This window comes from Pseudomonas bijieensis (assembly GCF_013347965.1).
Lineage (GTDB): Bacteria > Pseudomonadota > Gammaproteobacteria > Pseudomonadales > Pseudomonadaceae > Aquipseudomonas > Aquipseudomonas bijieensis.
Map to the genome: position 1 here is coordinate 1315696 of NZ_CP048810.1, position 14299 is coordinate 1329994.

The 14299-nt window shown below is 62.2% G+C and carries 11 protein-coding genes; 4 read left to right on the forward strand and 7 right to left on the reverse strand.

What is annotated here, in order from left to right:
* Positions 1 to 72 precede the first annotated feature (72 nt).
* From GN234_RS05455 to GN234_RS05465, 3 genes are read left to right on the forward strand one after another with little or no spacing between them, the layout of a single operon-like run.
* Positions 73 to 1317, forward strand: coding sequence for an exonuclease SbcCD subunit D C-terminal domain-containing protein (locus tag GN234_RS05455; RefSeq protein ID WP_176688035.1), 1245 nt, complete (start codon positions 73 to 75; stop codon positions 1315 to 1317).
* Complete coding sequence (locus tag GN234_RS05460; RefSeq protein ID WP_176688036.1) at positions 1314 to 4955, forward strand: AAA family ATPase; 3642 nt, start codon at positions 1314 to 1316, stop codon at positions 4953 to 4955. Before GN234_RS05455 ends, GN234_RS05460 begins: the two co-directional genes overlap by 4 nt.
* The gene (locus GN234_RS05465) at positions 4952 to 5554 is read left to right on the forward strand and encodes a glutathione S-transferase (RefSeq protein ID WP_176688037.1); all 603 of its coding nucleotides are present in this window, start codon (positions 4952 to 4954) and stop codon (positions 5552 to 5554) included. The genes GN234_RS05460 and GN234_RS05465 overlap by 4 nt, the downstream gene beginning before the upstream one ends.
* Before the next feature lie 186 nt (positions 5555 to 5740).
* On the opposite strand, the gene GN234_RS30135 is transcribed toward GN234_RS05465, so the two are convergent.
* The 7 genes from GN234_RS30135 to GN234_RS05495 form a co-directional block, all read right to left on the reverse strand.
* Entirely contained in the window at positions 5741 to 5866 is a 126-nt protein-coding gene (locus GN234_RS30135; protein ID WP_256594285.1) for a hypothetical protein, read from the reverse strand.
* Positions 5867 to 6039: 173 nt separating this feature from the next.
* On the reverse strand, positions 6040 to 6219 hold the full coding sequence (locus GN234_RS05470) for a hypothetical protein (RefSeq protein ID WP_109756063.1): 180 nt from the start codon (positions 6217 to 6219) through the stop codon (positions 6040 to 6042).
* Between the two features lie 156 nt (positions 6220 to 6375).
* Positions 6376 to 7551: a lactonase family protein gene (locus tag GN234_RS05475; protein WP_176688038.1), complete on the reverse strand. Its 1176-nt coding sequence runs from the start codon at positions 7549 to 7551 to the stop codon at positions 6376 to 6378.
* Complete coding sequence (locus tag GN234_RS05480; protein ID WP_176688039.1) at positions 7538 to 7834, reverse strand: DUF5629 family protein; 297 nt, start codon at positions 7832 to 7834, stop codon at positions 7538 to 7540. Before GN234_RS05480 ends, GN234_RS05475 begins: the two co-directional genes overlap by 14 nt.
* A gap of 238 nt (positions 7835 to 8072) precedes the next feature.
* Positions 8073 to 9653, reverse strand: coding sequence for an aldehyde dehydrogenase (NADP(+)) (locus GN234_RS05485; protein WP_109756060.1), 1581 nt, complete (start codon positions 9651 to 9653; stop codon positions 8073 to 8075).
* Between the two features lie 12 nt (positions 9654 to 9665).
* On the reverse strand, positions 9666 to 10658 hold the full coding sequence (gene araD1 / locus GN234_RS05490) for an AraD1 family protein (RefSeq protein ID WP_176688040.1): 993 nt from the start codon (positions 10656 to 10658) through the stop codon (positions 9666 to 9668).
* Between the two features lie 158 nt (positions 10659 to 10816).
* On the reverse strand, positions 10817 to 12139 hold the full coding sequence (locus GN234_RS05495; protein ID WP_060741990.1) for an MFS transporter: 1323 nt from the start codon (positions 12137 to 12139) through the stop codon (positions 10817 to 10819).
* Between the two features lie 193 nt (positions 12140 to 12332).
* On the opposite strand from GN234_RS05495, the gene GN234_RS05500 reads away from it, so the two are divergent.
* Entirely contained in the window at positions 12333 to 14069 is a 1737-nt protein-coding gene (locus GN234_RS05500) for an IlvD/Edd family dehydratase (protein WP_116832188.1), read from the forward strand.
* The last annotated feature ends 230 nt before the right edge of the window (positions 14070 to 14299 follow it).

Here is a 14299-nt window from a genome sequence, read left to right on the forward strand (position 1 = left end):
TCCCAGTAAACTCTGCTTCTTTTAGCCGCCCTCCTCTTCACCGCGGCCATCATCTGTTTCCTGGAGTTTACCTTGCGTCTGTTTCACACCTCCGACTGGCACCTGGGGCAAAACCTGCACGGCCAGGAGCGCGATTTCGAACACGCCTGTTTCCTCGACTGGCTGCTGCGTCAGCTGACCCACGAAAAACCCGACGTACTGCTGATCGCCGGGGATATCTTCGACACCGTCAACCCACCGGTCAAAGCCCAGGAGCGGCTGTACGATTTCATCGTCAGCGCCCATGAACAAAACGCCAACCTGACCATCGTGATGATCGCCGGCAACCATGACTCCGGCTCGCGGATCGAGTTGCCGGCGCCGCTGATGCGCCGCTTGCGCACCCACGCCCTGGGCCGGGTGTTGTGGCTGGACGACGGTCAATTGGATGTCGAGCGCCTGCTGCTGCCATTGCCCGACGCCAAGGGCAAGGTCAAGGCGTGGTGCCTGGCCCTGCCGTTCCTGCGGCCCGCCGAAGTCACCGGCGCGCAACTGGGTGACGACTACCTGCGCGGTATCGGCCAGGTCCATGAATGGCTGATCGCCGCCGCCAACAGCAAGCGCAAGAAAGGCCAGGCCCTGATCGCCATCAGTCACGCACACATGGCCGGCGGTTCGGTGTCCGAGGATTCCGAACGCAGCCTGATCATCGGCAACGCCGAGGCCCTGCCCGCCAGCCTGTTCGGCCCCACCATCAGCTACGTCGCCCTCGGCCACTTGCACAAGCCGCAGAAGGTCAACGGTGAAGAACGGATCCGCTACAGTGGCTCGCCGATCCCGCTGTCATTCTCGGAGATCGGCTATCAGCATCAGATCCTCGACATCACCCTGGACGGCGACACCCTGGTCAAGGTCGAGCCACGCCTGATTCCCCGGGCCGTCAACCTGCAACGCCTGGGTCCGGCACCGCTGGCCGAGATCCTGGCGCAGCTCAAGGACCTGCCCGACATCGACCTGCTAGCCGACATCCATCGTCAACCCTGGCTGGAAGTGCGGGTGCGCCTCGACGAACCGCAACCCGACCTGCGTCACCAGGTTGAAACCGCGTTGCAAGGCAAGGCCGTACGCCTGGTACGGATCGCTGCCGAATACGCCGGCAACGGTGGCACCGGCAGTGCCGATGACGGCGGCGCGCTGGTGGAGCTGGATCAGCTCAGCCCGCAGGAGCTGTTCAGCCGCGCCTGGCTGGACACCTACGGCAACGAAGTGGACGAACAGACCCTCAAGGATTTTGCCGTGCTGTTGCAAGACGTGCAGATGGAGAGCGAGCAACCATGAAGATTCTCGCGATCCGCCTCAAGAACCTGGCGTCCCTGGCCGGGCCTTTTGAAATCGATTTCACCGCCGAACCCTTGGCCAGCGCCGGCCTGTTCGCCATCACCGGCCCCACCGGTGCCGGCAAGAGCACCCTGCTCGACGCCTTGTGCCTGGCGCTGTTCGGCGCCGTGCCACGTCTCAATAACACCGGACGCGACGCCAAGGTGCCGGACGTCGATGGCGAAATCGCCACAGGCGACCCGCGCACGCTATTGCGCCGTGGTACCGGCGATGGTTATGCCGAAGTGGATTTTCGCGGCATCGACGGGCGCCGCTATCGGGCCCGCTGGGAAGCCAATCGCGCCCGGGAAAAGGCCGGTGGCAAGTTGCAAGCCAGCCGCCAGAGCCTGCGGGACCTGGACAACGATCAACTGCTGGCGAGCCAGAAAGGCGAGTACAAGGCCCAGCTCGAAGCCGCCCTGGGCCTGAATTTCGAACAGTTCACCCGCGCCGTGCTGCTGGCCCAGAGCGAGTTCAGCGCGTTCCTCAAGGCCGATGACAACGATCGCAGCGAACTGCTGGAAAAACTCACCGACACCGCCCTGTACACCCGCCTCGGCCGCCGTGCCTTCGACAAGGCCAAGCAAGCCAAGGAAACCCACAAGCAGTTGCAGGACCAGGCTACCGGCGTGACACCGCTGGCCCCGGAGGCCCGGGCCGAGCTGGACCAGCGCTTCAACGACGCCCAGCAACAACTCAAGGCCCAACAGGCACAACTCAAGCAGTTGGAGTTGCAACACACCTGGCTCAAGGACCTGCGCCAGTTGCAGGACGAACAGACCAGCGCCGCCGAGCAGCTGCAACAGGCCCAGGTCGATTGGGATGCGCTGGCCGACGAACGCCTGAAATTGACGCGCCTGGAACAACTGGCGCCCCAGCGGCATCAGTTCATTCGTCAGACGGAACTGACCCGCCAGCTCGAACCGTTGGCGGTGCAGATCCAGCAACTCACCCAGCAGCAGATCGACTTGCAGGCACAGCAGACCACGCTGGAGAAGGACCTGGCCAATGCGCAACTGGCACTGACCACCGCTCGCCAGCACAGCAGCGACAGCGCGCCGTTGCTGCGTCAGGCCTTCGACGAGCAAAGTACCCTCACCCGCCTCGCCAGGGACGTCAGCCAGAGCGCCGAGCGCCAGGAACAGGCGCAACAAGCTTGCAGCGAAGGCCAACGCACGATTGACAGCCTGCTCGAACAGCAAAGGCTGGTGGCCGAGCGCTTGCAGCGGATCGCCGGCGAACTTGAACAAAGCACGCACCTGGCACCGCTGAGCGATGCCTGGAACGCCTATCGCGATCGCCTCCAACAACTGATGCTGATCGGCAATCGCTTGAACAAGGGCCAGGCCGAACTCACCGCCCTGGAACAAAGCGCCGCGCGCGCCTTCGAGGCGCTGGCAAACCAGCGACAAAACCTCGAAGTGCTCTATAAAGAAGCCGGCGCTGAACCGGAAGCGGTGGCCGAACAGATCCAGTTGCTCGGCAACCTGCTGCAAGACAACCGCAAGCAACTACGCGCCTTCGAAGACCTGACCCGGTTGTGGGCCAGTCAGCAAGAGTTGGACAAACGCGGGGCCGAGCTTGAGCAGCGCCAGCAACGAGCGCTGCAGGAACGTGACCGGCTGGTGCGTGAAGGCGGCGAAGCCAAGGCCGAACTGACCATTGCCGAACAGACCCTGACCGTCACCCGGGAACTGCTGGAGCGTCAGCGCCTGGCCCGCAGTGAAAGCGTCGAGCAACTGCGCGCGCAGTTGCAGGACGAGCAACCGTGCCCGGTGTGCGGCAGCGTCGAGCATCCTTACCATCAGCCCGAAGCCCTGCTGCAAAGCCTCGGGCGCTTCGATGAAACCGAAGAGGCCAACGCCCGCAAGGTCGTCGACCTGCTCAATGAAAAAGTCATCGACCTGCGGGCCCAATACAGTGGCGTCATCGCCCAACTCAAGGAGCTCAAGCAGCAGCAGGAACAACTCGCCGCCCAGCAACAAAGCCTGGCGCCCAGCCTTGAAGCCCACCCGCTGTCGACGCAATTGCTGGCCCAGGATTCGAACAAACGCGACGCCTGGCTGGCGCAGCAGAACAGCCAGTTGCACCAGCACATCAACCAGGACGAACAACGGCAAACCGCCCTGCTGACCCTGCAACAGGACGCCGCGCGCCTGGCGCAGCAACTGCGCAATGCCGAAACGGCCAGCCAGCAGGCATCACAGCAACTGAGCAATCAGCAGCAGGAACTGGCCCGTGATCGCCAGCGCCTGGACGATGAATTGCATCACTTCAGCGCTTTGTTGCCAGCAGACACGTTGCAAGCCTTGCGCACCGAGCCCGCCGCCACCTTCATGCAGCTCGATCAGCAAATCGCCCAACGCCTGGAGCAATTGGAACAGCAGCGTGACGAATTCGGCGAACAACTCCAGCGTCAGCAAACCCTGGAGAAGGAACAGGACCGCCAGCAGACCCGCGTGCAGCAATTGGAATCGGCGCAGCAGCAATTCAAGGCCCTGACCGAACAACATCACGCTTGCCAGGAAAAACTCACACACCTGCTGGGCTCATACGCCAGCGCCGAACAGTGGCAGCAACAACTCGATCAGGCCCTGGAACAGGCTCGTCTTGGCGAAGCAGCGGCCAATCAACAGCTGCAGCAATTGCGCAACAACCTCGTGCAACTGGCCGCCGAACTCAAGGCCCGGCAGGAACAGGCCCAGTCCCTGGACAGCGAACTCCAGGCCCTGGCAACGGGCATCGCGCAATGGCGCACGACCCATCCCGAACTGGACGACGCCTCCCTCGAGGCCCTGCTCAGCCTCGACGAACAGCACGTCAGCCAGTTGCGCCAACGCTTGCTCAACAGCGAGAAAGCCATCGAACAGGCCCGCGTACTGCTCACCGAACGCGAGCAGCGCCTGCAAAACCACCAGGCCCAGCACAACGGCAACCTGGCGCCCGAACAACTCGCCCAGGCCCTCGCCGACTTGCAGGCCCAATTCGCCGTCAGCGAACAGCGTTGCGCCGAATTGCGCGCCGACCAGGCCGAGGACCAGCGCCGACAGAATGCCAACCAGGCCCTGGCCCAGCAGATCGACCAGGCCTACACCGAGTACCAACGCTGGGCACGCCTGGATGCGCTGATCGGCTCGGCCACCGGCGACCGCTTCCGCAAGCTGGCCCAGGCCTACAACCTCGATTTGCTGGTGCACCACGCCAACGCCCAACTGCGGCAATTGGTGCGCCGCTATCGGCTCAAGCGCGGCGGCAGCATGCTCGGGCTGCTGGTGATGGACACGGAAATGGGCGATGAACTGCGCTCGGTGCATTCGTTGTCCGGCGGCGAGACTTTCCTGGTCTCCCTCGCCCTGGCGTTGGGCCTGGCCTCGATGGCGTCCAGCACCCTGAAGATCGAATCGCTGTTCATCGACGAAGGTTTTGGCAGCCTCGATCCTGAATCCCTGCAACTGGCGATGGACGCCCTCGACGGACTGCAGGCCCAAGGTCGCAAGGTCGCGGTGATTTCCCACGTGCAGGAAATGCACGAGCGGATCCCGGTACAGATCCAGGTCCGGCGCCAGGGCAACGGCTTGAGCACGGTGGAGGTGACATGAGCCACGCCACGCTCTATTCCTTCCGGCGCTGTCCCTACGCGATGCGGGCGCGCATGGCATTGCGCTATAGCGCGGTCGAGGTGGAGATTGTCGAGGTCAGCCTGAAGGCCAAGCCAGCCGAGATGCTCGCACTTTCCAGCAAAGGCACGGTGCCGGTGCTGCAGGTCGATGGTCGGGTGATCGATGAAAGCCTGGATATCATGCGCTGGGCCTTGGCGCAGCAGGACCCGGATAATTGGAGATTGTTCGGCGACCTCGAAGGCCAGGCGTTGACGGCAGCGTTGATCGAGGAAAACGACCAGGTGTTCAAGCTGCACTTGAATCGCTACAAATACCCCGAACGCCATCCCGAGTATCCGCAGGAACATTACCGCCGCGAGGGTGAAGACTTTCTGCGCCGCCTGGAGGCATTGCTTGCAACCCGGCCGTTTCTGGCGGCGGATCACCAGAGCCTGGCCGATGTGGCGCTGATGCCGTTCGTGCGCCAGTTCGCCCATGTCGACCGTGAATGGTTCGCCCAGGCGCCCTACCCGCGGCTACAGGACTGGTTGCAAAGGTTTCTGGAGTCCGAGCTGTTCATGGCGATAATGGCCAAGTAACTGCCCGCACACAGCCCTGTGGCGAGGGGCACTTCTGTGGGAGCAAGGCTTGCCCGCGATGCAGACGCCTCAGTCCCTGAAAAGAACCGCGTCATCGTTCATCGCGAGCAAGCTTTGCTCCCACAGAGAAAATCAACCTCCACTACGGGCAAGCCTTGCTCTCGCAAAATCTCTAAGCAGACCCACTCAGTCACTCAGCAAACTCAACAATCGCTCACGCGCCACTTCCAACTCAGCGGAATCCGGCTGAGCGGCTGAAACAATTGGAGTCGAGTAGAGAAACAGCAGCATCACTGCCAGACGCATCGCCATGGTGTCGATCCTTATCGGTAAAGGAGTCAATTTGTCAGCGCCAAATTTAAACACATGGCCAAGTGATATTACAGTAGGATTTCACTGGAAACGGCGAAGCCTGCGATCTTTTCTCTCCACCTGAACGTCAGGGAAGATGAAAAGATCGCAGGCTTCTGTCGTTGGGCGATATTTCAGTGTTGGGTCTTGTGGTCCAACGCGGCATAGAAGTTGGCGCTTTGTTGCAGGTATTTCTCGGTGTAGCTCTGGGTGCGGTTTCTTTTGTCGCTGATCTCGATGTTGGCACTGGCTGGCAGCGCCACGGTGGCGGAGATAGCGGAAGCGGCGATTACAGAGAAGAGATTCAGATTCATGGCGGTAGACCTCGGATTCAGTTGGCTGGCTTGCCCGGTTGGGCCGTGAAGCAAACTTACGCGCCGAGGCGTCTCGTCTTGAAATGCTTTGTAGTACTAGCGAATATCAGTCTCGTTGATACAACGGCGCGGGCCACGAAAAACGCGGCCTGCGGTCTATTGACGGACGATGAACTTCAGGTCGCTGGGGGCATCCACCGGCAATTTCTGCACGGTTTTACCCAGCAGGCCGGTCTTGGAATCGCGCTCGAGCACCACGATCTGGTTGCTCTTCTGGTTGGCGATCAGCAGGAACTTGCCACTCGGATCGAGACTGAACTCCCGAGGATGATCGCCTTCGACCGAGCGACGCTGAAGCTCTTTCAGCGTGCCGGCGACCGGGTCGATGGCGAACACCAGTATTTCATTGGTGGTGCCACGATTGCTGACGTAGAGAAACTTCCCGTCCCCGGAAGCATGCAGCGCGGCTGCCGCCCTACCCGGCTGAGGTTTGCCAGCCGCCAGGTCCACCAATTGGCGCTGGGTCAGGTGTCCGTCCTGGTAATCGAACACAGCCACTTGCGCGCTCATTTCCATGGTCAGCCAGGCATGCTTGCCATCGGCGCTGAACAGCAGGTGACGCGGGCCGCTGCCGGGTGGTAACTGCACGAAGGCAGGGGCGGCGGCGGTCAACGGTAGTTCGGGATTGGCCTTGGGGTCATAGCGGTAGATGAACACCTTGTCCGCCCCCAGGTCGTTGGCGAATACGTACTTGCCATCTGGAGAGGACACGGCGGCATGCACATGGGCCGACATCTGCCGCTCGGGATTGACCCGGCTCGGCTGATGGCTGCTCAACTGCACCGGGGGTGACAACTTGCCGTCAGAGGCCACCGGCAACACCGCCAGGGTGCCACCCGGGTCTTCCACCACCGAATAGTTGCTGACCAGCAAATGACGGCCATCGCCGCTGAGGCTGGAATGAGTCGGCTCGTTGCCCAGGGACTGCACCTGGTTGATCAGGCTCAGTTCGTGGGTCTTCGGGTCGATGGTGTAACTGCTGACCTTGCCCACCGGGTCTCTCTGGCCCGGACCGTTTTCGTTGACCACGAACAGCCGCGTCAGGTCGGGCGAGAGAGTCAACCACGAAGGGTTGTCCGTCTTGATGACTTGCAAGGGATTGGCATCGAGCTGGCCGGTGCGGCTGTCGAATTGCAAGCGGTAGATGCCCTGGCTCTGGCCGGCGGTGTAGGACCCCACCAGCAGTTGATGACGTTCGTTGGTATCGGCCTGAACGCCCATGGCACCCAAGCTGCCGGCCATCAACAGCGGCCAGAAACTACGCATCTTCATGTTCCTCATCCTCATCGTCGTGGCCGCTGGTCGCTTCCACGCACTCCAAGTGGTGGTCGCCCGAATCGCTGGTGATGATCCAGTGATTCTCGGCTTTGTCGAACGTCGCGGCCTGCATTTGCGTCGGCGTGAAACGCCAGTACTCGAGGGTACGGCCGTTCATGCACTCGACGTGCAATTGCTCCTGCTCGTCGAGGTAAAAATCGAACGCGTGCAACCTGTCGATAATCAGCATGTCGCAGGATTCGAGGGCGAGCAGGAGGGGGGCGGTTACGGCAGTCATGGTGATCAGTCGGTCATTGGGAAAGTTGCCATGATAACCCAATGTGGGAGTGGGCCTTGGGCCATAAGGTTCGAAAGCACTTTCGCCTGCCAGATCGCCATCGCGAGCAGGCTCGCTCCCACACTTGGATTTTCAGCGAACACAAACTCTGTATTCACTAGAGATCCCCTGTGGAAGCGAGCCTGCTCGCGATAGCTGCAGCTCATTCAACCCCGATGCAACTGCCTCACCGCGAAGGTCAGAGCGCCTCGCGCCCCGGCACCCCATCCACCAACCGCAGGATCCCCAACGGGTTGGCATTCTTCAGCGGCTCGGGCAACAGGCTGTCGGGATAGTTCTGGAAGCACACCGGACGCAGGAAACGATCGATCGCCAAAGTCCCCACCGAAGTACCACGAGCATCGGAGGTCGCCGGGTAAGGCCCGCCGTGAACCATCGAATCACACACTTCCACCCCGGTCGGATAACCGTTGAGCAGGATGCGACCGACCTTCTGTTCCAACAACGGCGTCAATTCGCTGAAGCGTTCGAAATCCGCCGGTTCGCCGATCATCGTTGCGGTCAGTTGACCGTGCAGGCCGTTCAGCGCGGCGGTCAGTTGCGCCTGGTCGGCGACTTCGACAAATACGGTGGTGGGGCCGAACACTTCTTCTTGCAGCGCTTCGTCACCCTTGATCAACAGACTGGCGTCGGCCTTGAACAGCTGCGGCTGGGCCTGGTTGCCCTGCTGCTCGCGCCCGGCCAGGCGTTCGATGCCCGGGTGAGCCAGCAGTTTTTGCAGGCCCTTGCCGTAGCTTTGCAGCGTGCCGGCGTTGAGCATGGTCTGGGGCGCCTGGTCGCCGATCAGCGCGGCGACCTGCTGGGTGAAGGCCGTGAATTGCGGCGAGCGAATACCAATCACCAGGCCCGGGTTGGTACAGAACTGACCGCAGCCCTGCACCACCGAAGCGGTCAGGTCGCGAGCGATACTTTCGGCGCGGGTCTCCAGCGCTTGCGGCAGCACGATCACTGGGTTGATGCTCGACATTTCGGCAAACACCGGAATCGGCTGTGGCCGCGCGGCCGCCATGTCGCACAAGGCACGCCCACCCTTGAGGGAGCCGGTGAAGCCCACGGCCTGGATCGCCGGATGCTTGACCAGCCACTCGCCGACGCCACCGCCGTAGATCATGTTGAACACACCGGCCGGCATCGCGGACTTTTCAGCCGCACGGATAATTGCATCGGCCACGTACTCGGCGGTCGCCATGTGCCCGCTATGGGCCTTGAATACCACCGGGCAACCGGCGGCCAGGGCCGACGCCGTGTCGCCACCGGCCGTGGAGAACGCCAGGGGGAAGTTGCTGGCGCCGAACACCGCCACCGGGCCCAGGCCGATGCGGTACTGACGCAGGTCCGGACGGGGCAACGGCGTGCGCTCCGGCAAGGCCCGGTCGATGCGCGCACCGTAGAAATCGCCACGGCGCAAGACCTTGGCGAACAGACGCATCTGGCCGCTGGTGCGACCGCGCTCGCCCTGGATCCGCGCCGCCGGCAATGCGGTTTCACGGCAGACTACGGCGACGAACTCATCGCCCAGGGCATCCAGTTCATCGGCAATGGCTTCGAGGAACTCGGCGCGACGCACCGCGCTCAGGCTGCGATAGGCCGGATAAGCAGCAGCGGCGGCCTTGGCGGCGGCGTCGACTTCTTCTGCCGTGGCCTGGATGAAATCATGGGGCAAGGCTTCGCCGGTGCTGGCGTCGACGCTCTGCAGGCGAGTCTGGCCGGCCGCACTGCGCGCCCCGCCGATGTAGTTGTGGCCAAGGATCTGGTTCATCGCAAGTCTCCTTTAAAGTGTGCCGATAGTACCCGGGTTGAACACCGCGTCCACCGGGGCAATGCCGTTGACCAGCGGCGCGCCGAACTCAGCCTGGCTGATTTCGAACACATCCCCCGGCTGCGTGCGGATGCCGTCGGCGAACGACAGGGTCGCGGTGCCGAAGAAGTGAACGTGGACATCCCCCGGGCGCAGGAACTGACTGTACTTGAAATGGTGGAATTCCAGGTTTTCCAGGCTGTGGCACATGTTCGCCTCGCCGCTGAGGAATTCGTTCTGCCACAGCACTTCGCCGTTGCGCAGGATACGACTGGTCCCGGACAGATGTTGAGGCAATTCACCCACGCGAAGTTCCGGGCCAAAACTGCAACTGCGCAATTTCGAATGGGCCAGGTACAGGTAATTCTTGCGCTCCATCACGTGGTCGGAAAACTCGTTGCCCACCGCAAAGCCCAGGCGATACGGCTTGCCGTCATGGCCGATGACATACAGGCCACTGATTTCCGGCTCCTCGCCCGCGTCTTCGGCGAACGGCGGCAGCGGGAACGGATGGCCCGGACGGACCACAATACTGCCGTCGCCCTTATAGAACCATTCCGGTTGCACACCGGCCTGCCCGGCCTCGGGCTTGCCGCCCTCCACACCCCACTTGAAGATGCGCATGGTGTCGGTCATGGTCGCTTCGTCGCCAGCCTGCTGGTGCATCTTGTCCCGGGCCGAGGCACTGCCCAGGTGGGTCAGGCCGGTGCCGCTGACCAGCAGGTGCGCCGGGTCCGGGTGGTCCAGTGGAGGCAGGATGCGCAGCTCAGCGAGCAACCGCGCGTAGTCATGGCTGGCGCCCAAGCCCAGGCTGTTGACCTGCTGCTCAAGCTTCACACCGGCCTTGATGGCCGCCAGCGCCAGGTCGCGCACGCTCCCGGCGCCCTGCACTTCCCGTACTTGCTGGCCGTCGACCACACCGACACGGCGCTCGCCGCCAGGCAATTCGAACTGAACTAAACGCATGGATTTTCTCCCTGTAAACAAAACTTGAATTCGGTGCGGTCCCCTGTGGGAGCGAGCCTGCTCGCGATGCGATCTCACAGTCGACATCATGGGTGAATGTAAAACCGCTATCGCGAGCAGGCTCGCTCCCACAGTTTGATCGGCGTCGACCCGCAAATTTATGTACGCGTTGCCCCCCGGGCGCTGGCCGCGAATTGATCCGCCGGCAGCACATGCTTGCGCTCCAGCAACCGATACACCACGCCGGTCAACACCAGGCCAAAGACCATCACACCCGACAGGAAATACAGCCCCGAAGCCAGGTTGCCGGTGTACTCCTTCAACGCGCCGATCACGAACGGCCCGATGTAACCACCCAGGTTGCCCACCGAGTTGATCAGCGCGATACCCGCCGCCGCACTGGCGCCGGCAAAGAATCGCCCGGGCAAGGTCCAGAACACCGCCGTGCAGGAAAACAGCGCGAACGCCACCAGGCACAGCGCCGCCAATTGCAACACCGGCACCGACAACCAGGCGCTGAGGAACAGGCCGATGGCGCCCAGCACGTACAACACGGCCAGGTGACCGTAGCGATCGTTCAGGCGGTCGGAACTGCGGGGAATGATCAGCAGGCCGACGATGCCGAAGATGTACGGCACCGACGACACGAAGCCGGTCACCAAATCACTGCCGCCGAACTGTTTGATCAGCGTTGGCAGCCACAAGCCCAGGCCGTAAATGCTCAAGGTCACCGGCAGATAGAACAGTGCCAGCAGCAAGACACGCTTGTCTTTCAAGGCGTGCAGCGGGTTGCCATGGCGAGTCTGACCATATTCCTGTAAGTCTTTTTTCAGCTCACCGGTCAGCCAGTCCTTCTCGGCCTGGTCCATCCATTTCACTTGTTGCGGGCCATCCGGCAGGTAACGCAGCACCGGCCAGGTCAACAGCACCGCTGGCAGGCCGATGACGATGAACAGCCACTGCCAGCCGTGCAGGCCAAGGATGCCGTCCATGCCCAGCAAGCCACCGGACACCGGGCCGGTGATCATCATCGCGATGGGTTGGGAAAGAATGAACAGGCCCAGGATCTTGCCGCGATGGCGCACCGGAAACCATTGGGTGATGTAGTACAGCACGCCCGGGAAGAACCCGGCTTCGGCCGCGCCCAGCAAAAAGCGCATCACATAGAAGCTATGCGGGCCTTGGACGAACGCCATGCCGATGGTGATGGCGCCCCAGGTGATCATGATCCGGGCGAACCAGCGCCGGGCTCCGAAGCGTTCGAGCATCAGGTTGCTGGGGATCTCCAGCAGGAAATACCCGATGAAAAACAGCCCTGCGCCCAGGCCGTAGGCGGCATCGCCAATACCGATGTCAGCGCCCATGTGCAGCTTGGCAAAGCCCACGGCGGAGCGGTCTACATAGGCGATCAGGTACAGCAGGATCAGGAAGGGAATCAGTTTCAGCGTGATGCGACGAATAAGCCGCAATTCCTGGCTCATGGGACCGGTCTCCGATTGTTGTTGTTATGGAACCTCGGGGGATTTCTCTCGCGAATGACCGCCAGGACAATCCCTCCGTTGAATCGGACTATATAGTAATACTATTTACCCAACAACACTTCCAAACCGCGTAAATTGCGCTTATGTTACGCTTCAGCTCGAACTATATAGTCATACAATAAGAGAATCGATCATGTCTGATAAGAAACCCTCCCTGCGCTCGGCCCAATGGTTTGGCACCGCCGACAAAAACGGCTTCATGTACCGCAGCTGGATGAAAAATCAGGGCATCGCCGACCATCAGTTCCATGGCAAGCCAATCATCGGCATCTGTAACACCTGGTCGGAGCTGACGCCGTGCAACGCGCACTTCCGGCAGATCGCCGAGCACGTCAAGCGCGGCGTGATCGAGGCCGGGGGCTTCCCGGTGGAATTTCCGGTGTTCTCCAACGGCGAATCGAACCTGCGCCCCACTGCCATGCTGACCCGCAACCTGGCGAGCATGGACGTGGAAGAGGCGATTCGCGGCAACCCGATTGACGGCGTGGTGTTGCTCACCGGTTGCGACAAGACCACTCCAGCCCTGCTGATGGGCGCCGCCAGTTGCGACGTACCGGCTATCGTCGTCACCGGCGGGCCAATGCTCAATGGCAAGCACAAGGGCCAGGACATCGGTTCGGGCACGGTGGTCTGGCAACTGAGCGAGCAGGTCAAGGCCGGCACCATCACCATCGACGATTTCCTCGCGGCCGAGGGCGGCATGTCTCGCTCGGCCGGCACCTGTAACACCATGGGTACCGCCTCGACCATGGCCTGCATGGCCGAAGCCCTCGGTACGTCCCTGCCCCACAACGCGGCCATTCCAGCCGTGGACGCGCGCCGTTACGTGCTGGCGCACATGTCCGGCATGCGCGCTGTAGAAATGGTCCGTGAAGACTTGAAGCTGTCGAAGATCCTGACCAAGGAAGCCTTCGAGAATGCCATCCGCGTCAACGCCGCCATCGGTGGCTCGACCAACGCGGTGATCCACCTCAAAGCCATTGCCGGGCGCATCGGCGTGCAACTGGACCTGGACGACTGGACCCGCATCGGTCGTGGCATGCCGACCATCGTCGACCTGCAGCCGTCCGGACGCTTCCTGATGGAAGAGTTCTACTATGCCGGCGGTCTGCCCGCCGTGCTGCGCCGTCTCGGTGAAGCAAACCTGATCCCCCATCCGAACGCCCTGACCGTCAACGGCAAGAGCCTCGGCGAGAACACCAAGGACGCACCGATCTACGGCCAGGACGAAGTCATCCGCACCCTGGACAACCCGATCCGCGCCGACGGCGGCATCTGCGTGCTGCGCGGCAACCTGGCGCCGCTGGGTGCGGTGCTCAAGCCGTCCGCCGCGACGCCGGAGCTGATGCAACATCGCGGTCGCGCAGTGGTGTTCGAGAACTTCGACGAGTACAAGGCCCGCATCAACGACCCGGAACTGGACGTGGACGCCAACTCGATCCTGGTGATGAAAAACTGTGGGCCGAAGGGTTATCCGGGCATGGCCGAAGTCGGCAACATGGGCCTGCCGGCCAAGCTGCTGGCCCAGGGCGTGACCGACATGGTACGGATTTCCGACGCACGCATGAGCGGCACTGCCTACGGCACCGTGGTGCTGCACGTGGCACCGGAAGCCGCTGCTGGCGGACCTCTGGCCGCGGTGAAGGAAGGTGACTGGATCGAGCTCGATTGCGCCAGCGGCCGCCTGCACCTGGACATCCCGGACGCCGAACTTGCCGCGCGCCTGGCCGACCTGCCGCCACCGCAGAACCTGTTGGTGGGCGGCTACCGCCAGCTGTACATCGACCATGTGCTGCAAGCGGACCAGGGTTGTGACTTCGACTTCCTGGTGGGCTGCCGTGGCGCCGAGGTGCCTCGCCACTCCCACTGACTCCATCCATCCCCTTGTGGCATCCCCCTGTGGGATGCAAGCTTTTGTGGGAGCTGAGCTTGCTCGCGATTGCGGTGTGCCAGACAACAGAGATATTGACTGGAAGGGCCTCATCGCGAGCAAGCTCAGCCCCCACATAAGCTCCCACAATGGGGTCTGCATCCACCTCAAAAAATCGCACTAGCGACCCGCCCTCACCGCGCCTGCTATCATGCGCAGCACCCCCTTCG

Bases quoted from the DNA above. Each gene is read 5' to 3' on its own strand.
- GN234_RS05460 (WP_176688036.1), top strand. From the start codon at position 1,314: ATGAAGATTCTCGCGATCCGCCTCAAGAACCTGGCGTCCCTGGCCGGG.
- GN234_RS05465 (WP_176688037.1), top strand. From the start codon at position 4,952: ATGAGCCACGCCACGCTCTATTCCTTCCGGCGCTGTCCCTACGCGATG.
- GN234_RS30135 (WP_256594285.1), bottom strand. From the start codon at position 5,866: ATGGCGATGCGTCTGGCAGTGATGCTGCTGTTTCTCTACTCGACTCCA.
- GN234_RS05470 (WP_109756063.1), bottom strand. From the start codon at position 6,219: ATGAATCTGAATCTCTTCTCTGTAATCGCCGCTTCCGCTATCTCCGCC.
- GN234_RS05475 (WP_176688038.1), bottom strand. From the start codon at position 7,551: ATGAAGATGCGTAGTTTCTGGCCGCTGTTGATGGCCGGCAGCTTGGGT.
- GN234_RS05480 (WP_176688039.1), bottom strand. From the start codon at position 7,834: ATGACTGCCGTAACCGCCCCCCTCCTGCTCGCCCTCGAATCCTGCGAC.
- GN234_RS05485 (WP_109756060.1), bottom strand. From the start codon at position 9,653: ATGAACCAGATCCTTGGCCACAACTACATCGGCGGGGCGCGCAGTGCG.
- araD1 (WP_176688040.1), bottom strand. From the start codon at position 10,658: ATGCGTTTAGTTCAGTTCGAATTGCCTGGCGGCGAGCGCCGTGTCGGT.
- GN234_RS05495 (WP_060741990.1), bottom strand. From the start codon at position 12,139: ATGAGCCAGGAATTGCGGCTTATTCGTCGCATCACGCTGAAACTGATT.
- GN234_RS05500 (WP_116832188.1), top strand. From the start codon at position 12,333: ATGTCTGATAAGAAACCCTCCCTGCGCTCGGCCCAATGGTTTGGCACC.